Annotated in this window: 19 protein-coding genes and 2 tRNA genes; 14 read left to right on the forward strand and 7 right to left on the reverse strand. The window is 66.8% G+C overall.

Features of this window, described 5'->3' with window-relative positions; all coding sequences use genetic code 11:
• Nucleotide 1 precedes the first annotated feature (1 nt).
• Genes yidD through rpmH form a run of 3 tightly spaced genes read right to left on the reverse strand, consistent with a single transcriptional unit; the run spans nucleotide 2 to nucleotide 888 of the window.
• Nucleotides 2-361 (reverse strand): membrane protein insertion efficiency factor YidD, encoded by a 360-nt coding sequence (yidD, locus tag ACIQM0_RS29990; RefSeq protein ID WP_078617610.1) that lies wholly within the window; start codon nucleotides 359-361, stop codon nucleotides 2-4.
• Nucleotides 358-729 carry a ribonuclease P protein component gene (gene rnpA / locus ACIQM0_RS29995; RefSeq protein ID WP_123460437.1) on the reverse strand — a complete coding sequence of 124 codons (372 nt, stop codon included), beginning with the start codon at nucleotides 727-729 and terminating at the stop codon, nucleotides 358-360. The genes yidD and rnpA overlap by 4 nt, the downstream gene beginning before the upstream one ends.
• A gap of 21 nt (nucleotides 730-750) precedes the next feature.
• A complete protein-coding gene (rpmH, locus tag ACIQM0_RS30000) occupies nucleotides 751-888 on the reverse strand; it encodes a 50S ribosomal protein L34 (protein ID WP_362953290.1) in 138 nt (45 codons plus the stop codon).
• A 381-nt stretch (nucleotides 889-1,269) separates the two neighbouring features.
• On the opposite strand from rpmH, the gene dnaA reads away from it, so the two are divergent.
• The 9 genes from dnaA to ACIQM0_RS30045 all read left to right on the forward strand — a co-directional run bounded on the left by dnaA (nucleotide 1,270) and on the right by ACIQM0_RS30045 (nucleotide 14,033).
• Entirely contained in the window at nucleotides 1,270-3,063 is a 1,794-nt protein-coding gene (dnaA, locus tag ACIQM0_RS30005; protein ID WP_401292530.1) for a chromosomal replication initiator protein DnaA, read from the forward strand.
• Nucleotides 3,064-4,040: 977 nt separating this feature from the next.
• Nucleotides 4,041-5,171 (forward strand): DNA polymerase III subunit beta, encoded by a 1,131-nt coding sequence (dnaN, locus tag ACIQM0_RS30010; RefSeq protein WP_123460435.1) that lies wholly within the window; start codon nucleotides 4,041-4,043, stop codon nucleotides 5,169-5,171.
• Nucleotides 5,172-5,302: 131 nt separating this feature from the next.
• Nucleotides 5,303-6,181, forward strand: a complete 879-nt coding sequence (gene gnd / locus ACIQM0_RS30015) for a phosphogluconate dehydrogenase (NAD(+)-dependent, decarboxylating) (RefSeq protein WP_073733247.1) — start codon at nucleotides 5,303-5,305, stop codon at nucleotides 6,179-6,181.
• An 82-nt stretch (nucleotides 6,182-6,263) separates the two neighbouring features.
• Nucleotides 6,264-7,400 carry a DNA replication/repair protein RecF gene (gene recF / locus ACIQM0_RS30020; RefSeq protein ID WP_401292533.1) on the forward strand — a complete coding sequence of 379 codons (1,137 nt, stop codon included), beginning with the start codon at nucleotides 6,264-6,266 and terminating at the stop codon, nucleotides 7,398-7,400.
• Nucleotides 7,397-7,993: a DciA family protein gene (locus ACIQM0_RS30025; RefSeq protein WP_363022823.1), complete on the forward strand. Its 597-nt coding sequence runs from the start codon at nucleotides 7,397-7,399 to the stop codon at nucleotides 7,991-7,993. The genes recF and ACIQM0_RS30025 overlap by 4 nt, the downstream gene beginning before the upstream one ends.
• Before the next feature lie 393 nt (nucleotides 7,994-8,386).
• The gene (gene gyrB, locus ACIQM0_RS30030; RefSeq protein WP_363022821.1) at nucleotides 8,387-10,474 is read left to right on the forward strand and encodes a DNA topoisomerase (ATP-hydrolyzing) subunit B; all 2,088 of its coding nucleotides are present in this window, start codon (nucleotides 8,387-8,389) and stop codon (nucleotides 10,472-10,474) included.
• A 64-nt stretch (nucleotides 10,475-10,538) separates the two neighbouring features.
• Nucleotides 10,539-13,190 (forward strand): DNA gyrase subunit A, encoded by a 2,652-nt coding sequence (gene gyrA, locus ACIQM0_RS30035; protein ID WP_363022819.1) that lies wholly within the window; start codon nucleotides 10,539-10,541, stop codon nucleotides 13,188-13,190.
• 93 nt (nucleotides 13,191-13,283) lie between these two features.
• On the forward strand, nucleotides 13,284-13,889 hold the full coding sequence (locus ACIQM0_RS30040) for a DUF3566 domain-containing protein (protein ID WP_401292538.1): 606 nt from the start codon (nucleotides 13,284-13,286) through the stop codon (nucleotides 13,887-13,889).
• 70 nt (nucleotides 13,890-13,959) lie between these two features.
• Nucleotides 13,960-14,033: transfer RNA gene (locus ACIQM0_RS30045), tRNA-Ile, on the forward strand.
• A gap of 390 nt (nucleotides 14,034-14,423) precedes the next feature.
• On the opposite strand, the gene ACIQM0_RS30050 is transcribed toward ACIQM0_RS30045, so the two are convergent.
• Nucleotides 14,424-14,795 (reverse strand): DUF6344 domain-containing protein, encoded by a 372-nt coding sequence (locus ACIQM0_RS30050; protein ID WP_401292541.1) that lies wholly within the window; start codon nucleotides 14,793-14,795, stop codon nucleotides 14,424-14,426.
• A 343-nt stretch (nucleotides 14,796-15,138) separates the two neighbouring features.
• On the opposite strand from ACIQM0_RS30050, the gene ACIQM0_RS30055 reads away from it, so the two are divergent.
• Both ACIQM0_RS30055 and ACIQM0_RS30060 read left to right on the forward strand, forming a co-directional pair.
• Nucleotides 15,139-15,273 carry a DLW-39 family protein gene (locus ACIQM0_RS30055; protein WP_003958712.1) on the forward strand — a complete coding sequence of 45 codons (135 nt, stop codon included), beginning with the start codon at nucleotides 15,139-15,141 and terminating at the stop codon, nucleotides 15,271-15,273.
• A gap of 487 nt (nucleotides 15,274-15,760) precedes the next feature.
• Nucleotides 15,761-17,119 carry a hypothetical protein gene (locus ACIQM0_RS30060; RefSeq protein WP_401292544.1) on the forward strand — a complete coding sequence of 453 codons (1,359 nt, stop codon included), beginning with the start codon at nucleotides 15,761-15,763 and terminating at the stop codon, nucleotides 17,117-17,119.
• Nucleotides 17,120-17,165: 46 nt separating this feature from the next.
• Here the strand turns inward: ACIQM0_RS30060 and ACIQM0_RS30065 are convergent, their stop codons facing one another.
• Both ACIQM0_RS30065 and ACIQM0_RS30070 read right to left on the reverse strand, forming a co-directional pair.
• Nucleotides 17,166-18,584, reverse strand: coding sequence for a serine/threonine protein kinase (locus ACIQM0_RS30065; RefSeq protein ID WP_401292546.1), 1,419 nt, complete (start codon nucleotides 18,582-18,584; stop codon nucleotides 17,166-17,168).
• A 91-nt stretch (nucleotides 18,585-18,675) separates the two neighbouring features.
• Nucleotides 18,676-19,224 (reverse strand): helix-turn-helix transcriptional regulator, encoded by a 549-nt coding sequence (locus ACIQM0_RS30070; protein ID WP_363022810.1) that lies wholly within the window; start codon nucleotides 19,222-19,224, stop codon nucleotides 18,676-18,678.
• Nucleotides 19,225-19,393: 169 nt separating this feature from the next.
• Between ACIQM0_RS30070 and ACIQM0_RS30075 the strand changes: the two genes are divergently transcribed.
• Together ACIQM0_RS30075 and ACIQM0_RS30080 are read left to right on the forward strand one after the other, a co-directional pair.
• Nucleotides 19,394-19,466 (forward strand) — tRNA-Ala (locus ACIQM0_RS30075).
• A gap of 483 nt (nucleotides 19,467-19,949) precedes the next feature.
• On the forward strand, nucleotides 19,950-20,291 hold the full coding sequence (locus ACIQM0_RS30080) for a hypothetical protein (protein WP_362150744.1): 342 nt from the start codon (nucleotides 19,950-19,952) through the stop codon (nucleotides 20,289-20,291).
• Nucleotides 20,292-20,706: 415 nt separating this feature from the next.
• Here ACIQM0_RS30080 and ACIQM0_RS30085 read toward each other — a convergent pair whose 3' ends face one another.
• Nucleotides 20,707-22,821: an ATP-binding protein gene (locus tag ACIQM0_RS30085; RefSeq protein WP_401292550.1), complete on the reverse strand. Its 2,115-nt coding sequence runs from the start codon at nucleotides 22,819-22,821 to the stop codon at nucleotides 20,707-20,709.
• 119 nt (nucleotides 22,822-22,940) lie between these two features.
• On the opposite strand from ACIQM0_RS30085, the gene ACIQM0_RS30090 reads away from it, so the two are divergent.
• Nucleotides 22,941-24,005 (forward strand): DNA cytosine methyltransferase, encoded by a 1,065-nt coding sequence (locus ACIQM0_RS30090; RefSeq protein ID WP_401292553.1) that lies wholly within the window; start codon nucleotides 22,941-22,943, stop codon nucleotides 24,003-24,005.
• The last annotated feature ends 236 nt before the right edge of the window (nucleotides 24,006-24,241 follow it).

A 24,241-nucleotide genomic window follows, 5' to 3' on the forward strand; every position in this document is an offset into this window, starting at 1 on the left:
ATCAGGCTCCTTGAGCATTGGGCGAAGTCTCTGCGGCCGAGCTCGGGAGATCGGTGGCCGATCCCCCGGGAGGCACATCAGCGGCGGAGTCCCCGCCCTTACCGCCGCGGAAGAGATCTCGCAGCAGTTCGTGCCAACGCGGACGTTTGCGTGGAGGTACGTAATCCACGCCGCCGGGTGACCACGGATTGCATCGCAGGATGCGCCAGGCTGTCAGCGCCGTTCCCTTGATCGCTCCGTGCCGGTCGATCGCCGTATATCCATAGTGGGAACACGACGGGTAGTAACGGCAGACAGGCCCGAGAAGTGGGCTGATAGTCCACTGGTACAGCTTGATGAGAGCCAGCAGCGGGTACTTCATCGCGCGCCCCCTCCCAGTAGCCGCTGAAGGGCGGCGTCCAGGTCTCGGGCCAGCTGTTCATGGTCGGCGTCACCCGCACCGGGCAACGCGCGTACGACAACCAGGCTACCGGGGGGCAGCAGGGCCAGTCGTTCTCGGACCAGATGGCGAAGCCTTCGCTTCACCGCTGTGCGGACGACCGCTCCACCCACGGCTTTGCTGACAACGAAACCCGCACGCGGCGGGGGAGCAGTCTCCCCAGTCACGTGCGGGTCCGTTTCACCGCTGCGTAGATGGACGACGAGTAGCGGGCGGCCGGCCCGGCGTCCTCGTCGTACTGCGGTCGCGAAGTCCTCGCGCCGCCTCAGCCGATTCTCGGTAGGCAGCACGTCATGACGACCTGTACGCGATCAGGCGGACAGGTTGGCGCGACCCTTGCCACGGCGGGTCGCCAGGATCGCGCGGCCGGCACGGGTCCGCATACGCAGCCGGAAGCCGTGGGTCTTCGCGCGACGACGGTTGTTCGGCTGGAAGGTGCGCTTGCTCACTCGGGGGCTCCAGAAATGATTCGTGTGTTGGCGGGACATCGCCTGGCTGTCACCGTGCGCCCACGAGAGACTCGCGTAAACGCCCTAGTGCACCGCTTCACAATCACAGATCGTGATCTTTGCCCATCGGAGGCAGGCGGCAGCAGCCATCGACAACTCGACCTGGTCACGGTACGCGCGGCTGCGCCATCCGGTCAAACCGGCCTTACGGTGGACCCCATTGTGCACAGCCTGTGGACAACGACTTGAACCGCGCGGGTCGGCCTGACTACCGTGGCCGGACCCCGGTTCTTTTTCTTCCCGCCTGCCGGTCCTCACCCATCCCGACCCATCCCGTCCCGAGAAACACACATTCGTGGGACCAGCGAGAAAGCGTGCCTTGTGGCTGACGTACCTGCCGATCTTGCCGCAGTGTGGCCACGAGTGCTGGAGCAACTCCTCGGGGAGGGCCAGCAGGGCATCGAGCCGAAGGACAAACAGTGGATCGAGCGCTGCCAGCCGCTCGCCCTGGTCGCCGACACCGCACTGCTCGCCGTCCCCAATGAATGGGGCAAGCGGGTCCTGGAGGGCAGGCTCGCCCCGCTCATCAGCGAGACGCTGAGCCGCGAGTGCGGCCGCCCGATCCGGATCGCGATCACGGTCGACGACTCCGCGGGCGAGCCGCCGAACCCGCCGGCGCCCCCGATGCACCAGTCCCAGCAGCAGCACCGCTACCAGGGACCGCAGCACGACGAGCGGCAGCACAACGACTCCTACGACGGCTACGGCCACCGGCCCTCGGACGACGGCATGCCGACCGCCCGGCCCGCCTACCCGGACTACCAACAGCAGCAGCGCCCCGAGCCCGGCGCCTGGCCCCGCACCCAGGAGGACCTCTCCTGGCAGCAGCCCCGGCTCGGCGGATTCCAGGACCGCGACACCTCCGGAGAGCACTGGCGCGAGCCGTACGGGGGCGGCCGCTCCCAGCAGCAGCACGACTATCGCCAGCAGCCTCCTGAGCGCCAGGGCTACGAGTCCCAGCGGGCCGAGCGCCACGACATGCAGGAGCCCCAGCACCGGCAGGGCGGCGGCACCGGCCGGCCCGGCGGGGTCCCGGGTCCGATGGGCGCGCAGCCCGCGCCCGCACCGGGCCCCGGGGAGCCGCACGCCCGGCTCAATCCGAAGTACCTCTTCGACACCTTCGTCATCGGGGCGTCGAACCGCTTCGCGCACGCCGCGGCCGTCGCCGTCGCCGAAGCGCCCGCCAAGGCGTACAACCCGCTCTTCATCTACGGGGAGTCGGGGCTCGGCAAGACCCACCTGCTGCACGCCATCGGGCACTACGCCCGCAGCCTCTATCCAGGGACCCGGGTGCGGTACGTGAGCTCGGAGGAGTTCACCAACGAGTTCATCAACTCGATCCGCGACGGCAAGGGCGACACCTTCCGCAAGCGGTACCGCGATGTCGACATCCTGCTGGTCGACGACATCCAGTTCCTGGCGAGCAAGGAGTCGACGCAGGAGGAGTTCTTCCACACCTTCAATACGCTCCACAACGCGAACAAGCAGATCGTGCTGTCCTCGGACCGGCCGCCCAAGCAGCTGGTGACGCTGGAGGACCGGCTGCGGAATCGTTTCGAGTGGGGTCTGACCACCGATGTGCAGCCGCCGGAGCTGGAGACGCGCATCGCGATCCTCCGTAAGAAGGCGGTGCAGGAGCAGCTCAACGCTCCGCCGGAGGTGCTGGAGTTCATCGCCTCCCGTATCTCGCGCAACATCCGGGAGCTGGAGGGCGCGCTCATCCGGGTCACGGCCTTCGCCAGTCTCAACCGCCAGCCGGTGGACCTCGGACTGACCGAGATCGTCCTGAAGGACCTGATCCCGGGGGGCGAGGACTCCGCCCCGGAGATCACGGCGCCGGCCATCATGGCGGCGACCGCGGACTACTTCGGGCTGACGGTGGAGGACCTCTGCGGATCCTCGCGCAGCCGCGTGCTCGTGACGGCGCGCCAGATCGCGATGTACCTGTGCCGTGAGCTGACGGACCTCTCGCTGCCCAAGATCGGCGCCCAGTTCGGCGGCCGCGACCATACGACCGTGATGCACGCCGACCGGAAGATCCGCGCGCTGATGGCGGAGCGGCGCTCCATCTACAACCAGGTCACCGAGCTCACCAACCGCATCAAGAACGGCTGACGGCCCACCACTCCGTCACACGCAGCGCATCCGGGCACCGAAAGGGCGCTCCGGGCCCCATCGGGTCCCGGAGCGCCCTTCTCCGTTGTGCGGAGTACGACCGGAGCCACCCGACGGGCCGCGCCCAAAGCCTCCGGAAGCGGTCCGCGAGCGTCCCAGAGGGCTGTGCACGTGGTTCTCGGGGTGCTGTCGGCCGTCGCGGCTGTTCGAATACCTGCCGTGGGAAGGCCGTTCTCCACAGATCTGGGCACAATCTCCCCTCCACAGCCTGGGGATGGAAAAGTTGTCCATACTGCTTCCACAGGCAGGGCAGCCGATACTCCATCAGGCCTGCTCAGAGGCCTGGGGATTTGTGGTCAACAATGATCCACAGCCTGTGGACAAGATTTTCGTCCACAGGGGACCGTCATCGTTGTCCACCGGCGGCCCACAGGCAGGGGCTTCTTGTCCCCAGCTTCTGCGGGCTTCTCCACACCTCTGTCCACTGTTCGGCAACGTGACACCCGCTTTCACCGCACCGAGTGAAAGGCGTCACACCAAGAGGGTCGGTTGGGCTGTGGGGAAGGTGGGTAAAGCTGGGGACAGACCTGGGGAGAAACCCCCCTGTCCTGTGCACCGGTTGTGCAGAACTTTCGGGTGTCCACAGAAACCCTGGGTTGTCCACCGGTTCCGCCCACAGGGTCGGTGGACAAAAAACAGGGCCTGACCTGCGAAAACGACGTTATCCACGGTTTCCACAGGCCCTACTACTACTACTACCTCTAGTTAGCCCGGAATCCGCTTCGAAGTGGGGCCTGTGCACAACTCGGCGCCGGAGCTCCCCGAAGCTGTTGTCGCGACTTGACCCCGAGCAGCACCGAGTGTCGGTGCCGTACGTCAGACTGGTCCCCGGCGTCCTCCCCGTCCCCTCGGTGGAACGACCCGACCAGACGACGAAGGCCAGCAGGGCGAGCGAGCAACAGCAGGAGGCGGTTCCGGTGAAGATCCGGGTGGAGCGCGATGTACTCGCGGAGGCTGTGGCCTGGGTGGCCCGTAGCCTCCCGGCCCGGCCGCCGGCGCCCGTTCTTGCGGGCCTTCTGCTGAAGGCCGAGGACGGAGCCCTCAGCTTCTCCAGCTTCGACTACGAGGTCTCGGCCCGGGTCTCGGTGGATGCCGAGATCGAGGAGGACGGCACGGTGCTGGTCTCCGGCCGGCTGCTCGCCGACATCTGCCGAGCCCTGCCCAACCGTCCGGTGGAGATCTCCACAGACGGTGTACGGGCGACCGTGGCGTGCGGCTCCTCGCGCTTCACCCTCCACACCCTTCCTGTGGAGGAGTACCCCGCGCTGCCCCAGATGCCGACGGCGACCGGCACGGTCCCCGGCGAGGTCTTCGCCTCCGCGGCCGCCCAGGTGGCCATCGCGGCGGGCCGTGACGACACGCTGCCCGTCCTCACCGGTGTGCGCATCGAGATCGAGGGCGACACCGTCACCCTGGCCTCCACCGACCGCTACCGCTTCGCGGTCCGCGAGTTCCTCTGGAAGCCGGAGAACGCCGACGCCTCCGCCGTCGCCCTGGTGCCCGCCAAGACGCTGCTCGACACCGCGAAGGCGCTCACCAGCGGCGACACGGTGACGCTGGCTCTGTCGGGCTCCGGTGCCGGTGAGGGGCTCATCGGCTTCGAGGGCGCCGGCCGGCGGACGACCACGCGGCTGCTCGAGGGCGACCTGCCGAAGTACCGCACGCTCTTCCCGACCGAGTTCAACACGGTCGCGGTCATCGAGACCGCCCCGTTCGTCGAGGCCGTCAAGCGCGTCGCGCTGGTGGCCGAGCGGAACACCCCGGTCCGGCTCAGCTTCGAGCAGGGCGTGCTGATCCTGGAAGCGGGTTCCAGCGACGACGCACAGGCTGTGGAGCGCGTCGACGCCGTCCTGGAGGGCGACGACATCTCGATCGCCTTCAACCCGACCTTCCTGCTGGACGGCCTGAGCGCGATCGACTCCCCGGTCGCGCAGCTCTCCTTCACGACGTCCACCAAGCCCGCGCTGCTCAGCGGCCGTGCCGCCGTGGACGCGGAGGCGGACGACGCGTACAAGTACCTGATCATGCCGGTCCGCCTCTCCGGCTGATCCGGTCACCGGTCCCGTCACGGCAGGCGACGACGGGCACGCTCAGCGCCGAGCATGCCCGTCGCCCTGTGCCCGGCCGGGCGTAGGCTCGGTCCTGGGTACGAATCGGCACAACGCTTAAGGAATCTCTGATGGAGATCGGTCTCGTCGGCCTCGGCAAGATGGGCGGCAACATGCGCGAGCGCATCCGCCGCGCAGGCCACACCGTCATCGGTTACGACCGCAACCCGGACGTCGCCGATGTCCACAGCCTCGAAGAGCTTGTGGGCAAGCTGAAGGGCCCCCGGGTCGTGTGGGTGATGGTCCCGGCCGGTGCCGCGACCCAGTCCACGATCGACGAGCTGGCCGAGCTGCTGTCGGCCGGTGACGTCGTCGTGGACGGCGGGAACTCCCGCTGGACCGACGACGAGAAGCACGCGGTCGAGCTCGGCATCAAGGGCATCGGCTTCGTCGACTGCGGCGTCTCCGGCGGTGTCTGGGGCCTCGAGAACGGCTACGCGCTGATGTACGGCGGCGACGCCGAGAACGTCGCGAAGGTCCAGCCGGTCTTCGACGCGCTGAAGCCCGAGGGTGACTTCGGTTCCGTCCACGCGGGCAAGGTCGGCGCCGGCCACTTCGCGAAGATGGTTCACAACGGCATCGAGTACGCCATGATGCAGGCCTACGCCGAGGGCTGGGAGCTCCTGGAGAAGGTCGACTCCGTCACCGACGTGCGCGAGGTCTTCCGTTCCTGGCAGGAGGGTACGGTCATCCGTTCCTGGCTGCTCGACCTGGCGGTCAACGCGCTGGACGACGACGAGCACCTGGACCAGCTCCGCGGTTTCGCCGCCGACTCCGGCGAGGGCCGGTGGACGGTGGAGGCCGCGATCGACAACGCGGTGCCGCTGCCCGCGATCACCGCGTCGCTCTTCGCCCGGTTCGCCTCGCGCCAGGACGACTCCCCGCAGATGAAGATGATCGCCGCGCTGCGCAACCAGTTCGGTGGCCACGCGGTCGAGAACAAGAAGTAGCAGCGACGAGGAGCGGGCCGGACCGGTCGTCCGCCCGCACCACTGAGCACGGAGCAGGAAGCCGGGAAGGTCGGCGTACACCATGCATGTCACGCATCTGTCGCTGGCCGACTTCCGCTCGTACGCCCGGGTCGAGGTGCCCCTCGACCCGGGCGTCACCGCGTTCGTGGGGGCCAACGGCCAGGGCAAGACGAATCTGGTCGAGGCCGTCGGCTATCTCTCGACGCTCGGCAGCCACCGGGTCTCCTCCGATGCGCCGCTCGTGCGCATGGGCGCGGAACGGGCTGTCATCAGGGCTGCCGTCACCCAGGGCGAGCGCTCGCAGCTGATCGAGCTGGAGCTGAACCCGGGCAAGGCCAATCGCGCCCGTATCAATAGATCGTCGCAGGTCAGACCCCGTGACGTGCTCGGCATCGTACGGACCGTGCTGTTCGCGCCGGAGGATCTGGCGCTGGTCAAGGGCGATCCGGGCGAGCGCCGCCGGTTCCTGGACGAGCTGGTCACGGCGCGTTCGCCGCGGATGGCCGGAGTGCGGTCGGACTACGAGCGGGTGCTGAAGCAGCGGAACACGCTGCTGAAGTCGGCGGCGATGGCGCGCAGGCACGGTGGCCGTTCGATGGACCTGTCGACGCTCGACGTATGGGACCAGCACCTGGGCCGGGTGGGCGCCGAGCTGCTGGCCCAGCGGCTGGACCTGATCGCGACGATGCAGCCGCTGACGGACAAGGCGTACGCGGACGTGGCGCCCGGCGGCGGTCCGGTGACGCTGGAGTACCGGAGCTCGGTGGGCCCGGAGGTGGGGGCGGACTCCGTCCGTACGCGTGAGGAGCTGTACGCGCAGCTGATCGCGGCCCTCGCCGAGGTGCGCAAGCAGGAGATCGAGCGCGGCGTGACACTGGTCGGCCCGCACCGGGACGACCTGGTGCTGGGGCTGCGCGGAATGCCGGCCAAGGGGTACGCGAGCCACGGGGAGTCGTGGTCGTACGCGCTGGCCCTGCGGCTGGCCTCGTACGAACTCCTGCGCTCCGAGGGCAACGAGCCCGTGCTGGTGCTGGACGACGTCTTCGCCGAGCTGGACGCGCGCCGCCGTGAGCGGCTGGCCGAGCTGGTGGCTCCGGGTGAGCAGGTGCTGGTGACGGCCGCGGTGGACGACGACGTCCCGGGGGTGCTCGCGGGGACGCGGTACGCGGTGTCGGCGGGCGAGGTGGAACGGCTGTGAGCGGCGGTACGGGCAGTCCGGAGCCGCTCCCGGAGGGGCCGGCCGGTACACCGCGCGAGCCGTCCGCCGGGGAGGCGAAGCCGGCGGAGCCCTCGGGGGTGGACCTGGCGCGGGTCGCCCTGCGCGCGGCGAAGGAACAGGCGCGGGCGCGCGGTGCGGCGGCGCAGCAGAAGAAGCAGGCCCGGCGGGGCGGCGGGCTGCGGTCCGGGGCGCGGGCGGACGGCCGTGATCCGCTGCCGCTGGGTGCGGCGATCAACCGTCTGATCACCGAACGCGGCTGGGAGGCGCCGGCCGCGGTGGGCGGTGTGATGGGCCGCTGGCCGCAGATCGTAGGTGATGATCTGGCCAATCATTGTGTCCCACTGCGTTACGACGAGGATCCCGCGGAGCGCGTTCTGACGGTCCAGTGCGACTCGACGGCGTGGGCGACGCAGCTGCGGCTGCTGGCGCCTCAGCTGGTGGCCCGGCTGAACGCGGATCTGGGGCACGGAACCGTGCGGATGATCAAGGTGCTGGGGCCGGGAGGGCCGCAGCGCAGGTTCGGTCCGCTGCGTGCGCCGGGCAGTAAGGGACCGGGCGACACCTACGGCTGACCTGGCCTTTTACCCTGTTCCGCGGGGAGCGACCCGGCTCTGCCCGAGAGGGCCGGGGCGGGGTGTGCCCCGGTTGTCCCCGATGCCTGTGGACTCCCTGTTGTGCGGGTGTGCGGCGGTTGAAACCGCCGGGCGCCGGGCGGGCGTCCCTCACGGTAGTGGAAGGTTGACAGGCCGAAGCGCTCAACGCCCGTGTGAGCCTCTTGAGGCCCCTTCCCGAATATGGGGAGTCGTCAGGCGCTCATTCAGGGCGGCACATGCGGACTCAGGTACCGGCAAACCCCCATTCGGGTCGGCGCTACCGGTAGACTGGTGGACAATCCCGCGTCCTTGCGGGATTCGTCGATACAAGCCGAACGACGCAGCCGCTCCCGCCTGCCCGGAGAACGGCCTGTGCTGTGCCAGAAAGGGCGCTTCGTGGCCGATTCCGGCAACCCCAACGAGAACATTCCGTCCACCCCCGGTGAGAGCAGCGCTGCTCCCGCCCCGGGCGAGGTGACCGCCTCGTACGACGCCAGCGCGATCACCGTGCTCGAGGGTCTGGACGCGGTCCGCAAGCGGCCCGGCATGTACATCGGCTCGACCGGTGAGCGCGGTCTCCACCACCTCGTGCAAGAGGTTGTCGACAACTCGGTCGACGAGGCCATGGCCGGGCACGCGGACACCATCGACGTCACGATCCTCGCCGACGGCGGGGTACGTGTGATCGACAACGGCCGCGGCATCCCGGTCGGCATCGTGCCGTCCGAGGGCAAGCCGGCCGTCGAGGTCGTCCTCACCGTGCTGCACGCCGGCGGCAAGTTCGGGGGCGGCGGCTACGCGGTCTCCGGCGGTCTGCACGGCGTCGGTGTGTCCGTCGTCAACGCCCTGTCCACCCGGGTGGCCGTCGAGGTCAAGACGGACGGCTACCACTGGACCCAGGACTACAAGTTCGGCGTCCCGACCGCTCCGCTGGCCCGTAACGAGGCCACCGACGAGACGGGCACGTCGGTCACCTTCTGGGCCGACGGGGACATCTTCGAGACGACCGAGTACTCCTTCGAGACCCTCTCGCGGCGCTTCCAGGAGATGGCCTTCCTCAACAAGGGCCTCACCCTCAAGCTCACCGACGAGCGGGAGTCGGCGAAGGCGACGGCCGGCGCGGACAGCGCGGAGGCGGTCGAGGTTCCCGAGGAGGAGCCGGCCCGGACGGTCACGTACCACTACGAAAACGGCATCGTCGATTTCGTGAAGTACCTGAACTCCCGCAAGGGCGATGTCATCCACCAGTCGGTGATCGACATCGAGGCCGAGGACAAGGACCGTCTCCTCTCGGCCGAGATCGCCATGCAGTGGAACACGCAGTACAGCGAGGGGGTCTACTCCTTCGCCAACGCGATCCACACGCATGAGGGCGGTACGCACGAGGAGGGCTTCCGTGCGGCGCTGACCTCGCTGGTCAACCGGTACGCGCGCGAGAAGAAGCTGCTGCGCGAGAAGGACGACAACCTCACCGGTGAGGACGTCCGCGAGGGTCTGACGGCGATCATCTCGGTGAAGCTGGGCGAGCCGCAGTTCGAGGGCCAGACGAAGACCAAGCTGGGCAACACGGAGGCCAAGACCTTCGTGCAGAAGGTCGTCCACGAGCAGCTGACGGACTGGTTCGACCGGAACCCCAACGAGGCCGCCGACATCATCCGCAAGGGCATCGCCGCCTCGACCGCCCGTGTGGCGGCCCGCAAGGCGCGTGACCTGACCCGTCGCAAGGGGCTCCTGGAGAGCGCCTCGCTGCCGGGCAAGCTGAGCGACTGCCAGTCCAACGACCCGACGAAGTGCGAGATCTTCATCGTCGAGGGTGACTCCGCCGGTGGTTCGGCGAAGTCCGGCCGTAACCCGATGTACCAGGCCATCCTGCCGATCCGCGGCAAGATCCTGAACGTCGAGAAGGCCCGGATCGACAAGATCCTGCAGAACACCGAGGTCCAGGCGCTGATCTCGGCCTTCGGTACCGGGGTCCACGAGGACTTCGACATCGAGAAGCTCCGCTATCACAAGATCATTCTGATGGCGGACGCCGACGTCGACGGCCAGCACATCAACACCCTGCTGCTCACCTTCCTCTTCCGCTTCATGCGACCGCTGGTCGAGCACGGGCACATCTACCTGTCGCGTCCGCCGCTCTTCAAGATCAAGTGGGGCCGGGACGACTTCGAGTACGCGTACTCGGACCGCGAGCGCGACGCCCTGGTGGCACTCGGCAAGCAGAACGGCAAGCGGATCAAGGACGACTCGATCCAGCGCTTCAAGGGCCTCGGCGAGATGAACGCCGAGGAACTGCGCATCACCACGATGGACGTCGACCACCGCGTACTCGGCCAGGTCACGCTCGACGACGCGGCTCAGGCCGACGACCTGTTCTCGGTGCTGATGGGTGAGGACGTCGAGGCACGGCGCTCGTTCATCCAGCGCAACGCCAAGGACGTCCGCTTCCTCGACATCTGAGTCGGCCGTACAAGGACGAGGGTCCGGCCCTCGAAGCCGCAGCGCGAAAGGACTTTGACCAGCAATGGCCGACGAGAACACCCCTGCCCCCGTGACGCCCGAAGAGGTTCCGCCCGTCGAGGGCGTGGGCATGCGTGTCGAGCCCGTCGGGCTCGAGACGGAGATGCAGCGCTCCTACCTCGACTACGCGATGTCCGTCATCGTCTCGCGTGCGCTGCCCGACGTGCGGGACGGTCTGAAGCCCGTCCACCGCCGGGTGCTGTACGCGATGTACGACGGCGGCTACCGGCCCGAGAAGGGCTTCTACAAGTGCGCCCGTGTCGTCGGTGACGTCATGGGTACGTACCACCCGCACGGCGACTCCTCGATCTACGACGCCCTGGTGCGCCTGGCGCAGCACTGGTCGATGCGCATGCCGCTGGTGGACTCCAACGGCAACTTCGGTTCCCCGGGCAACGACCCGGCCGCCGCCATGCGGTACACCGAGTGCAAGATGATGCCGCTGTCCATGGAGATGGTCCGGGACATCGACGAGGAGACCGTCGACTTCCAGGACAACTACGACGGCCGCAACCAGGAGCCGACGGTTCTGCCGGCGCGCTTCCCGAACCTGCTGGTCAACGGTTCCGCGGGGATCGCGGTCGGCATGGCGACCAACATCCCGCCGCACAACCTGCGCGAGGTCGCCTCCGGTGCGCAGTGGTACCTGGAGCACCCGGAGGCCTCGCAGGAGGACCTCCTGGACGCCCTGCTCGAGCGCATCAAGGGCCCGGACTTCCCGACCGGCGCGCTCGTCGTGGGCCGCAAGGGCATCGAGGAGGCGTACCGCACCGGCCGTGGCTCGATCACGATGCGCGCGGTCGTGGCGGTCGAGGAGATCCAGAACCGCCAGTGCCTGGTGGTCACGGAACTCCCGTACCAGACCAACCCCGACAACCTCGCGCAGAAGATCGCCGACCTGGTGAAGGACGGCAAGGTCGGCGGGATCGCGGACGTCCGTGACGAGACCTCGTCGCGTACGGGCCAGCGCCTGGTCGTCGTCCTCAAGCGGGACGCGGTCGCCAAGGTCGTACTGAACAACCTGTACAAGCACACCGATCTGCAGACCAACTTCGGCGCCAACATGCTGGCGCTGGTGGACGGGGTGCCGCGCACCCTGTCGATCGACGCGTTCATCCGCCACTGGGTGACGCACCAGATCGAGGTCATCGTCCGGCGTACGAAGTTCCGGCTGCGCAAGGCCGAGGAGCGGGCGCACATCCTGCGCGGCCTGCTCAAGGCCCTGGACGCCATCGACGAGGTCATCGCCCTCATCCGGCGCAGCAACACCGTGGAGATCGCGCGTGAGGGCCTGATGGGCCTGCTGGAGATCGACGAGATCCAGGCGAACGCGATCCTGGAGATGCAGCTGCGCCGGCTGGCCGCGCTGGAGCACCAGAAGATCACCGCCGAGCACGACGAGCTCCAGGCGAAGATCAACGAGTACAACGCGATCCTGGTGTCGCCCGAGCGGCAGCGGCAGATCGTCAGCGAGGAGCTGGCGGCGATCGTCGACAAGTTCGGCGACGACCGGCGCTCCAAGCTGGTGCCCTTCGACGGTGACATGTCCATCGAGGACCTGATCGCCGAGGAGGACATCGTCGTCACGATCTCCCGCGGCGGCTACGTGAAGCGCACGAAGACGGACGACTACCGCTCGCAGAAGCGCGGCGGCAAGGGCGTGCGCGGCACGAAGCTCAAGGAAGACGACATCGTCGACCACTTCTTCGTGTCGACGACGCACCACTGGCTGCTGTTCTTCACCAACAAGGGCCGCGTCTACCGGGCGAAGGCGTACGAGCTGCCGGACGCCGGCCGTGACGCCCGCGGTCAGCACGTCGCCAACCTGCTGGCCTTCCAGCCGGACGAGCAGATCGCGCAGATCCTGGCGATCCGCGACTACGACGCCGCGCCGTACCTGATTCTGGCCACGAAGGGCGGTCTCGTGAAGAAGACCGCGCTGAAGGACTACGACTCACCGCGCTCCGGTGGCGTCATCGCCATCAACCTGCGCGAGACGGCGGACGGCTCGGACGACGAGCTGATCGGTGCGGAGCTGGTGTCGTCCGAGGACGATCTGCTGCTCATCAGCAAGAAGGCGCAGTCGATCAGGTTCACTGCGACGGACGACGCGCTGCGTCCGATGGGCCGCGCCACTTCGGGCGTCAAGGGCATGAGTTTCCGCGAGGGAGACGAACTCCTCTCGATGAATGTCGTCAGGCCCGGTACTTTCGTGTTCACTGCCACTGACGGCGGGTACGCGAAGCGGACCCCTGTCGACGAGTACCGCGTTCAGGGTCGCGGCGGCCTGGGCATCAAGGCCGCCAAGATCGTGGAGGACCGGGGCTCACTGGTCGGTGCGCTGGTGGTCGAGGCTACGGATGAGATCCTTGCCATCACGCTCGGCGGCGGTGTGATTCGTACGCGAGTCAATGAAGTCAGGGAGACGGGCCGTGACACCATGGGCGTCCAACTGATCAATCTGGGCAAGCGCGATGCCGTTGTCGGGATCGCGCGTAACGCCGAGGCGGGTCGCGAGGCCGAAGAGGTCGACGGTCTCGTCGACGCCGAGGACGAGACGGCCGAGGCAGTGACAGCGGAGGCCACCACGGTCGACGCAGCTGGTGAGAGCACGGTCGAGGGCACGACGTCCTCGACCGGGGAGCACGAGGAGTAGAGCGTGAGTGGAGCCACGGGCGCCGGTTCGGCCGCTTCCGGAGCCGGCGCGAACGGTGCCCGTGGCCCTGCCACGGACTCCCAAGGGGGCACTGTGACGGATACCCGGGGTCCTCAACCCCAGTACGAGGGCTACGTGGCCGGGCCTTTGCCCGGCGAGCGCGAGCCCGCACCGGGCCAGGCGGGGCCGTACCACCCGCCGCAGGCCTACCCCTCGCCCCCGGGCGGGACACAGGGTGGCCGGCCGCAGGGGCAGCAGGGCGGCGTGCCGGGCGTGAGCGCGGCACAGGCGTCCCGCAAACCGCGGACGGGGGCGCGGACCACTCCGCGTACCCGTAAGGCGCGTCTGCGGGTGGCCAAGGCGGATCCGTGGTCGGTGATGAAGGTCAGCTTCCTGCTGTCCATCGCGCTCGGCATCTGCACGGTCGTGGCGTCGGCGGTCCTGTGGATGGTGATGGACGCGATGGGCGTCTTCAACACCGTGGGCGGCACGATCAGCGAGGCAACCGGTTCGACCGAGGGCAGCGGCTTCGATCTGCAGTCGTTCCTGTCGCTGCCGAGGGTCCTCATCTTCACGTCGGTCATCGCGGTGATCGACGTGGTCCTGGCGACCGCGCTGGCGACTCTGGGCGCCTTCATCTACAACTTGTCGGCCGGCTTCGTGGGCGGTGTCGAGCTCACGCTGGCCGAGGACGAGTAGCGACGCGGGTATCGATTTTGGGACTGGCCACGACGTGCGCTAATCTTCAGAAGTCAGCGCACAGCGCGGCGGGGCTATAGCTCAGTTGGTTAGAGCGCATCCCTGATAAGGATGAGGCCACAGGTTCAAATCCTGTTAGCCCCACAGTGACAACAGAAGGCCCGGTCTCTCTTCGGAGAGACCGGGCCTTCTGCGTGTGCGGGTGCGGTGTTGGACGGGTGTGCTGCTGGACGGGAGTTCCGTGAACTCCCGTCTCTTCTTCTCTTTCCTTGAGCCGGCGCCGGAGCCCACCCGCTTCCAGGACTCGCTTCCGGCTCTCTCCGCTTCCGGAACTCCTGTGCAGGGGCTGCGCGTACCGGAGCGCCGCCGTACGCGCGTTGCGGCGGCACGTTGCGGTGCAGAGGGCACTGCGCACAGGTACGGGCATGTGGAGCGGCCCGGAGCGGCGCAGGGGAGCGGGCGTGGCGGGCGCACGGGAAAGCCCCCGTCCGGTGTGAACCGGCCCGGGGGCTCTGGGCGTCAGGTGCGCCGCTCTCAGGGCGGCAGCAGGGAGGCGTCGCCCGCCGGGGCGCCGTGCGAGGCGCGGGCGGTGCTTGTGGTGCTCGTGGTGTCCGCCGTGTCAGCGGACAGATGGCGGGTGGAGGGTGAGGAGCCGTGCGCCTCGGCGTGGATGCGCTGCTTCATCGTGGGCGGCAGGGCCCGGTCACGCGGAAGGGTCCATCGCACCGACGGGGTGGTCGCGGTTGCCGCGGTCGCACCCGTGTGCTCGTGGGTCGTGGCCGCCGGCTCCGTGACCGTGGCTTCCGTGGCCGACGCGGTGGAGCCTGCGAGGCCCAGTGCGGCGAGAAGTGCGAAGAACGCGGTGATGAAGGCGGTCCAGATGTTCTTGGCCCTGTAGGTGCTCATGGCCCCTCACTCACTTTCGGGTGGTCCGTTTTGCTTACCTTCCTGATGATGTGGATTCGGCCCGCGATTTCACGGACCGACGCCGCCGATGTGCCGATGTTCAGATGAACACCACTCGTGTGGTGCAACCGGCCCCGATCGGTCGGCTCCGGGCCCTCTCCGGGACGGTGACGGGTTGATGGCGCGGGTCGTGCCGGGCCGGTGACGGGGGCGGCCCGTTCCTCCGACGATCGCTTTTCCGTAGGCCCCAGTTGGGTTGCGGGGAGGTCACCGGTCGATATCGGCCGGTGTGTATAGTCGGGCGGCAGAAGTCCCCTACGCCAAGGAAAGACGAGGTCGCGCGGTGAAGAAGCTTCTCCTGGTCGCACTGGCCGCCATCGGCGGGCTCCTCGTGTACCGCCAGATCCAGGCGGATCGCGCCGAGCAGGATCTGTGGACGGAGGCGACTGACTCCGTGCCCGCAGGTTCGGGTGTGTGAGACAGAACAGCCTGTTTGCGAGCCCCGGTCGCCTGAGCGGCCGGGGCTTCGTGCTGTTGCGGGACCGTGACGCCTGTGCTCTTGAGTTCACCTACGCAAATCAATAGGTTGCTTGAGCAAAAGATCGGGGATTTCGGTCGGGGTGCACGGATGAGGGCACGCGACCACCGCCGTACGGCGCGGGTGGGGAGATGGATCGGCGGTGCGCTGTTCGCCCTGGTGGCGGGCGCGCTGCCGGCTGTGGCGGCGCCCGGGGAGGCCCCCGCCGTGTCGGGCGCGACCGGATCCGGCGGAAGCGCCGGCCCGAGGACGCCGACAAGAAGGGCTATTCGATCGCGTCCGCAGACAGCGATGGTGCCGGAGGGGCAGGATGGACCGGCATCACGGCTGCCGCCGGGGCGGCCGTCATGGCTGTGCTGGTCGCCGTGTTCGTATGTGTACGCAGCCGCCGCGGGGCAGCCGCACGGATGACGAGGGGAAGCGCGTGATGAGGCAGCGCAGCAGAGGCCGGGCGACGCTGGCCGCGGTCGCGGCGATGTGCGCGGTGGCGGCGCTGCCGGGGCAGGCATACGGGGCCGGTGGGCCCGCCGCGTACGCGTTCGATCCGGAGGCGAAGGCGGTCAGCGGCGCCGTGGTCAGCAACGACGCGACGGAGCTCACGGCCGGTTCGGTCTACCGGAGTTCGATCAGGTTCGGCCAGAAGCTCTACTACCGGCTGAACCTGGAGGCGACGACGAACGCGTACGTCTCGGCCGTCGTCGTGCCCAAGGACGGCGGCAAGGTCGCCTACGGGGACGGCATCGCGATCAGCATCAGGGACAACTCCGACCTTCAGTGCAGCTCGGAGAACGCCCACTTCGAGTCCGCGGAGTACCCGCGCCCCATCGCCGCGTACGCCTATCGCAACGTGAACAAGGGCAGCAGCAGCTGCCAGGGCGCCGGTAGGTACAACGTCCTGATCGAGCGGGAGAACGAGGACACCTCGGGGCGCGGGGACTGGGAGCTGGAAATCCGGTACGCGTCGGAGCCGCAGCTCGCGAAGGGCGGGTCGACGCCGAGCAAGGCGCCGGAGAACTGGCCGTCCGCTTCGCCGGAGCCGCCCACCCCGGTCAAGGACAACCGCAGGCACGGCGGCAGCGGTTACTACGACGCGACGAGCCTGGAAACCGGTGAGTGGAGGGACGAGGTCGTGCCCGGACAGACCCTCTTCTACCGGGTCCCGGTGGACTGGGGTCAGCAGATCTTCGCCACCGCCGTCCTCGGCAACAGCACCGTTCCGAACGAGAACGACTACATCAGCGGCGCGCTCGCGATGGCTCTGGACAACCCGGCGCACGGCCGCGTCGACAACGCGTCCCCCATGTCCTACTCGGGCAGGCCGGCCTCCATGTCCCTGGACCCGGTGCCTCCGGTGGCGTACCAGAACAGGTTCGCCTCCCGCAGCAGCGTCAACGCGATGCGGTTCGCCGGCTGGTACTACCTGTCCGTGACGCTGAGCCCGGAGGTCGCCAAGCCCTACGGTTCCGAGCCGTTCCCGCTGACCCTCTCGGTCAAGGTCGAGGGGACGGCCCGGGAGAAGCCGTACGCGGGCGACGCCGGGATCTTCGGCGTCACCCAGGGCGACAAGGACATGGCGAGGAACGGCCAGAGCGTCGCGCAGGCCGCCGAGAGCAAGAGCAGCAACATGAAGCTGCTCGGGGCGGCCGGCATCGGCGCGGGCGCCGTCCTGGTGCTTGGACTGGGCGGGTGGACGCTGCTCGCACGGCGCGGGCAGTCCGCGGCACCGGCCGGCACGGCCGACGGTGGGCAGCAGCATCCGTACGGAGGGCCGCCGCAGGCCTGGTAGCCGGACAGGGAGCCCGACAGAGACCGCGTCCGCCCGGAGCCGTCGCTCAGGCCTGAGTCAGGGCCCAGATGCCCACGGCGAAGCAGACCAGCGCCACCAGCAGCACCGGGACCGCCACCTTCGTGGACGGTCCCGGTCGCTTCCGCGGAGCGTGTGCCGGGGTGGGCGAAGGCGGCATGACCTGGGACGGCGGTGCCGCGGCGAAGGGCTGCGGAGCACCGGCCCCGGAATACGCCGGTCCGGGAGCGGGAACCTGCGCCCGCTGAGCGGTGTAAGGACGAGTGAGCGCTTGGTCGTGCTGCACCGCGGCCGTGGGGGCCTGCGACAGGTCCGGCGCGGCGGCGGGGAGGGGGGACGCCGTATGCGCCGGATGGTGAGTGGCGGGGGCGCCGGGCTGCGCCGCCCGGGGCGTGGAGCCGTTCTGCCGCGGGGGCGGCTGGAGGTGGAAGCTGCCCGTCTCCGACATGGAGGCCGGGGGCTGTCCGGACGGCTGCGGTGCGGCGTGCCGGCCCGCCTGCTGCCCGGGTTCCCGCGCGGCCTGCGCCTGACCGTGCGGGGCGACCGGGCCGCCGGGCTGCGGGGCGGGTACCGGCCCTTCGGCGCCGAAGCCGGCGGGCAGCGGACCGATCTGGTCGAAGACCTCCACCGGCTCGTCCTCTGCCCCGGGTTCGGGCAGCATCTCGACCGCGGCCGTCAGCGCCTTGCGCGCGCCCGTGGCCGTACGGAAGCGGGCCTGCGGGTCCGGTTGCAGCAGCCCCGCGAGCACCTGCCAGAGAGGCTCGGGGATGCCCTGCGGAGCGCTGGGCGTGCCGTGCGTGGCGAAGTGCTCGACGAGCGCCTGTGAGTCGGGCTTCTGCCCCTGGAGCAGGTACAGGGCGACGAGGCCGACCGCGAAGAGGTCCGCGGGGAAGTCCGGCTCCGCACCCATCATCTGCTCGGGCGCGAAGTAACCCGGCGTTCCCACCACGTAGTTCGTCTCGGTGAGGCGCGGCTCACCCTTGCGCATGGAGATGCCGAAGTCGGACAGCCGCAGATGCGGCCGGCCGGTTCCGGTGGCCTCCATAAGGATGTTGGCGGGTTTGATGTCCCGGTGCACGACCCCCTCGGCATGCACCGTCGACAGGCCGGACAGCAACTGGTCGAGCAGCGTGCAGACGAACCGAGGGGGCAGCGGCCCGTAGTCACCGATGACATGGGCCAGTGAACCGCCGCTGACGAGGTCCATGGTGAACAGGACCTTGTCGTCGTCCGCGGCCCAACTGGCCGGAGCGAGCACATGCGGATGCTCGATCCGCAGTGCCTGTTCGCGGACGAAGCGCAGCAGCGTGTGTGCGTCGCTCTGCTGGAGGACCTTGGCCGCCACATAGCGGCGGCGCCGGTGGTCCCAGGCACGCCAGACAGCTCCGACCCCACCACGTCCGATCGGATCGATCAGTTCGTACCGACCAGCGAAGACCTCACCCATTGCGCTGCGCTCGCTCCCCGTTCCTGCCTCGGCCGGTGCGTGTGCCCGTGCCCGGATACTGCGATGGCCGGGGTCCGTGCCCCCGGCCCGGTCAGCTCTGGTGTCCCTCGTAGTGCGCCACCGCGTCCGCGGTGCGTCCTGCCCCGTACACCTTGAGGAACTCTGCCAGTTCAGGGTGGGTCGGGGCGAGGGAGTCCGCGGCATCGATGATGTCACCGGCGGCCGCGACGGACCGCAGCAGCGACTGGATCTCGCGGACCACGCGGCGCACGGTGGGAGCGCCGCTGGTCGACGACGTCTGGCTGGTGCCGGTGAGCACGGAGCCGCCCTGGGACTTCTTGATCTCTTCCATCCGGTCGGTGGCCTCTCCCGCGCTGACACTGCCGTCCGCGACCTGACTGGCCAGTTCCTGGAGCGCCTGGACTCGCTGGACCACTGCCGGATTGCCGATCTTCGCCCGCTGACCGCTCATGAGCTGGGAGAGCATGGGAGCGGACAGCCCGAGTGCTGCCGCCAGCCGGGCCTGGTTCAGCCCCAGATCATCGATCAGCCGACGGAAGAGCGCCCCCAGCGGTTCTCCGTACCAACTGCGCTGAAGTTCCCTGGCTCTGGCCGTTGCCTCTTGCTGTGCCGCATCCATAGCGTCTCCCCTTCGCCGAGGCTTCGCTGCTGCGAACCCCGACGAGCATCTTACGGAGCGTGGTCGTCGACCGGGAGCCCCTGTCTTTTGGAGGATTGAGGGGATCACCGGGTACTCTGGTCTGCGGCGGTGACCACGATGCCGGTGCGTCCGGCGCTGCCCGCTTTACGGGGCCTTAGCTCAGTTGGTAGAGCGCTGCCTTTGCAAGGCAGATGTCAGGAGTTCGAATCTCCTAGGCTCCACAGCGAAGAAGACCCCTTTGACCTGCGACAACGCAGGCAAGGGGTCTTTTTTTGTCCCATTTTCCTGTGCCCATCAGTGCCCGTCGGGATGCGAGGCCCCGGCAATTTCTGCGGTTCGCCAGCCCGCGCGATCCCCTGGTGGATCTCCTAGGACTTGGCTTCTGCAGGGAGTACAGCCCTAACCTCCCCCGTAGTCGCACGTCGCCGTACAGTGGTGACCGACAGGCCGCCGTCGAGGAGACGGGCAGCGAGGATCCTGCTCGTGATGCGCCCGCGCCTGAAATCTGCGCGAGGTTGCCGAGCAGCCTGAGGCGTTCCCTGTTCTGTGAGTCGAGATCATCGGAGAGGCAGTCTCGTGGTGTCCAGCGCCCCGCGTGGCAAGCATGAGGGCGCCATTCGCCGCCTGCCGGGTGCAGATCGAGCCCGGACTGCCTGAGGGGCTGACTCCGTACGAGATGTCGTCTGTGGCGATGTCGGAGGAATGTGGACGACTACGTCCCACCTCATCTGACCGTGCTGCCGGTGAAGTGCGACGAGGACAACTCCTGGCTCGCTGATGCACGTGATGACGTTCTGGGTGGCGAGGCGATCTCGCAGTCGGAGAAGGCGAAGAACGTCACCGACAAGAACGGCTGGCACGTCCGCGCCGGCATTGCTGCCCTATCGATCCTCGATCCCGCACCGGCTGCTGGTCCTTGCACACCCCGGCCCAGGGATGGCGAGTATCACCGTCGGGCTGACGGGGCGTACGAGGAGACGATCAGCCGGTTGCATCCGCTGTTGTCCTCCACCAACACGGGTGGTGCTCCGCGCTATAGCGCCTGAGCAGCCCTTAGACGCACTCAGCGATCGCGGGGCATGCGGACTCTCATGCCGCTCAGCGTGGCCGCCAAGGAGCGGCTTATAAACCGTCGGGTCACCGATGGCGTGGATGGGGACGCTTGGCAGCGCAGCCACGCCATCTGCAGGCCATCTCAACGCACACGAAATCAGCTTCCGGGTACTGATCCGGACTCAGTGACCGTGAGCCCGGAAGCGCGCTCTCTGCGGACGCAGTCGGTTCACGACTCCTGGCCTTCTAGCACCTCCGAGGTTCTGGCCAGCGCGTCTTCCGCGTGCCCTGGGTAGAGGGGACGGAGTTGCAGGCTGTCAGCTGGTGCCAAATCTTGGCGGCCCAGGGGGCGGTCTACTGAATCCGCCGATCCCTGGGCAGCGGCCCATTTCTGAGTGGGCTCAATTATCAGTGCGATTCGGGTTCATGTCGCATAGATTCGACCTTTTTAAGGAAGTCCTGATGTGCCTTGTCGGTCTGTTCCAGCAGATCAAACCAGTTGCGCTGTTCGATCTGTGGACTAACTTTGAGTAGTTCTCGGTTGGTGCGGCTAAGTCTATCGGTGTGGTCGACAACGAATGTGAGCTTCCGTAGAGGGAAAAGCCGACCGAACTCTGGAGTCTCGTCCAAAAAGTCCTCAAGGCATCCCAGATATTCGTGGGCTCTCGTGAACTCCTCGTCGAGTAGATGGTGGCCGATTCGCTTAATTTCGACTACCCAGATACTCTCGCGTGGGCCGTTCAAGAAGACGAAGTCGGGCCTACGGCTTGGATTCCGGATGGTACTGGTTGTGATCATCTGGTTCGTGCGCCTGAAATACCAGGACTCGAAGGCGTCGCGGACTCGGTCTAGCTGCGCGTCCATTCCGAGCGGCGTCCATTCAGGAGCCAAAAGCCAGGGGGCCTTCTCGATGAGCTCCTGGAGTGGACGCTCCAATGTGGTGCCATCCTTGACCAGCTGGCGAAGTCGACTCACTACGGCGACGCGTTCCTGAGCTACCTGGCCAAGAGCGTAGAACTCGGCCACCCTCGCCTTTTGGAATAGCGTGAGCACAAGATCAAGAGGAGATTCTGTTTCCTTCGAAACTTGATGAAGGGTTTCCAATAGTTCCTTGTGTGGCGCAATGTCTTTTGCGAGTTGAAATTTATTTTCTACCCTCTGTGCATCGGAAGCAGATTCGCGATCGCTGTCGGCGACGAGTACCCGAAATGCCTCTTTCACCGTGTGCCGGTACTGAGGATCATTAGGCGCCTCTCGCTGGAGTCGGGTGTCGATGTCCGCAGCCTTCTCGAAGACCTCTTGGGTGCGCTTCCGGGTCGCTGACCTTCCCCGCTTCGCAAGCGCTTTGACCTGAGCAACTCCCCAACTTTGCAACGATTGGCCAAGCTCTGTCGTCCAGATGATGTCTTGACGGTCCGAGCGGATTAGATCTTCTTCCTCATCCAGCCATTCAACGTGCAGTTCTCCCGTCAGGTAGGAACGGACGCTCCATTCTCCGGTGAAGCCGGCGGAGGCCCCGAAGTCCCTTGTTAGAGCCGCAATTTTTCCGCGTGTATAGATGCGGACGCCAGCCATCACATCGTCTTTATACGGATCTTTCGCGAAAGCCATCCACCCTGACACTGGAAGCGAGGGTGATTCATGCGGGAGGATTGGTGTTCGATCAAAAACGACCTTGGTGTCCTCCAAGAGATCGATCTTCAATTCCCCAAGGCGAAAGGTGTCCTGTGGGAATCCTGGCAACGCCTCGCCTGCGCGTGTGTTGGTTACCTGGACATCCCAGTCGTCTCGCCTGATACCGAAACGTGCGCACAATTGGCGATGCAGGTCCTCACCTTTCGGTACCAATTTGCGATTGAAGTCCCGCAACCGGATTTCGGTGCCGTGTTGATGGGTGAATGTCCCATCCATCTCGCCGACTTCCGGGAAGTAGTTCTTTTCGGTGTCGAATAGCATGTCATTCAAGTTCATCTTGATATGGGACACGCGATAGCCGTGCTCATTGGGCACCCCGCCTGCCGTGATCACTTCAACGGTTCGGCAGATTCCGAAGGGGGCGAGCTTCCCGATACCCTTACGACCCATAACACGGCGCCCTCTGGTGGATGAGGTGTCTCGCCCGAAGCGTCCACGTCGATCGGAGCCCACGAGGAGGTAGTGGTCGTTGACCTCCTCTCGCGTCATGCCATGGCCATCGTCCGAAATGACAATCTCGTAGCTTTCGGTAGCCAACTTGCCGTGTCGCGGGGTCAACCAAGTGTTGAAGGGCAGCCGCACCTGCACATCCGTGGCGTCCGCGTCATACGCGTTGGCGATGACCTCGGCGAGAACGGCGGATACGCGGTCGTACAGCTTGATACCGAGCTTGTCGACCGTGAGCCTGCTGATGCGCATCCGGTAAGGGGCGGTGGAGTCTGATGCGGCCGCGGGGTGCCTCTGGGTGTCGGGGTCGACCCCCTTCTGCTTCGGTAGAGCCGCGAACAGCCCGTCGGCCTCGTGGTTGTCTGCTCCTGTGTGCGTCACGATCCCACCCCCATAGCGGTCAAGTCCCTTCGACGTTGAACCACAGATGACCATATCCAGACAGGCAGTCTTCCGGGGCGAATCTGTCGCGGTGTCACTCTGCCCACTAAGATCTCGCCATGCCCACGTATACGGCGGTGGACCTGTTCGCTGGGGCGGGGGGTGCCACCCGAGGCCTGAGAGATGCCGGCTTCGCGATGCTCGCTGCTGTGGAGAACGACGAGGAGGCGGCTGAGACCTACAGTCGGAATCACCCCAGAGTGTCCCTTTTTGTCAGGGATATTCGCGCTGTGGAGCCGCAGGAACTCTTGGCTGGATCGGGGATCCTGCCTGGCCACCTAGATCTACTCAAGGCATGTCCGCCATGCCAGGGTTTTTCCACCCTTGCTAAAGGGATGGTCGATGAGCAGCGGAACGATCTCGTGCTTGATACCTTCCGTTTCGTTGACGTCTTGCGGCCGCGGGTGGTGCTGCTGGAGAACGTACCTGGTCTGGCTCGCGACCGCCGGTGGCCGGAGCTTCAGGGCCTTCTGGCAGAGGCTGGCTATCGGCTACAGATGACTACGCTTGACGCAGGTGTCTTCGGGGTGCCGCAGAGGCGAAAGCGATTCATCTGCTTCGCAGTGAGAGAAGACATGCCGTTTGGTAATGATGGGATGCTGACGGACATGCTGCCGCCTGGGTTCCGGGTTGTTCCTCAGACCGCAGGTCAGGCGCTAAAGCGCCTGGCTCGTCATGTGCGCCCGGATGACCCCCTGAATGTGCCTCGGAGTATGAGTCCGACCGTCCAGGCTCGAATCGCCGCTATTCCTGTTGGTGGCAACCGTTTCGACCTTCCAATTGAGTATCAGCTCGATTGTCATAAGCGGTTGACCACGCGAAATGCTGGATCATCCTATGGTCGGGTGAAGTTGAACGAGCCTGCTCCCACCATGACTACCAGATGTACGACACCAGCTTGCGGGGCTTTTATCCACCCTACCGAAAATCGGGGTTTGACTTTGCGGGAGGCGGCCATATTTCAGACCTTCCCGGTGAATTATAAATTCTGCGGAACTTATGGGTCGATTGAACGGCAGATCGGTAATGCTGTTCCCGTACGTATGGCCAAAGGTCTAGGATTGATCGCTGCTGAAATTCTAGGAAGAGAGTCATCTGTTAGCGTCCCTTCTCGCGGCTGCTGAGATTCTACCCATAGTGACTCGGTGGATTGGGCGCCATTAATGTTCAGGTAGATGTTAAGGGTGCGGCAGTTTATGAGCGCTGCGGGCCAGATTATGTCTAGGGTTGTGCCGGATGCACTGAATAGGTGTTGCCGGGTGTTAAAAGCGCGGTGGAGAGCAGCCGTGCGCAGTCGGGTTGAGATGCTTTCATTGGGGTGGGTGTAGAGGTAGACAGCCCTGTCTTTGGGGATGGGTGT

The organism is Streptomyces sp. NPDC091387, from assembly GCF_044756945.1.
GTDB lineage: Bacteria > Actinomycetota > Actinomycetes > Streptomycetales > Streptomycetaceae > Streptomyces.

Bases quoted from the DNA above. Each gene is read 5' to 3' on its own strand.
- ACIQM0_RS30060 (WP_401292544.1), top strand. From the start codon at position 15,761: ATGAGGCAGCGCAGCAGAGGCCGGGCGACGCTGGCCGCGGTCGCGGCG.
- recF (WP_401292533.1), top strand. From the start codon at position 6,264: ATGCATGTCACGCATCTGTCGCTGGCCGACTTCCGCTCGTACGCCCGG.
- yidD (WP_078617610.1), bottom strand. From the start codon at position 361: ATGAAGTACCCGCTGCTGGCTCTCATCAAGCTGTACCAGTGGACTATC.
- ACIQM0_RS30065 (WP_401292546.1), bottom strand. From the start codon at position 18,584: ATGGGTGAGGTCTTCGCTGGTCGGTACGAACTGATCGATCCGATCGGA.
- ACIQM0_RS30050 (WP_401292541.1), bottom strand. From the start codon at position 14,795: ATGAGCACCTACAGGGCCAAGAACATCTGGACCGCCTTCATCACCGCG.
- gyrA (WP_363022819.1), top strand. From the start codon at position 10,539: ATGGCCGACGAGAACACCCCTGCCCCCGTGACGCCCGAAGAGGTTCCG.
- ACIQM0_RS30070 (WP_363022810.1), bottom strand. From the start codon at position 19,224: ATGGATGCGGCACAGCAAGAGGCAACGGCCAGAGCCAGGGAACTTCAG.
- gnd (WP_073733247.1), top strand. From the start codon at position 5,303: ATGGAGATCGGTCTCGTCGGCCTCGGCAAGATGGGCGGCAACATGCGC.
- ACIQM0_RS30090 (WP_401292553.1), top strand. From the start codon at position 22,941: ATGCCCACGTATACGGCGGTGGACCTGTTCGCTGGGGCGGGGGGTGCC.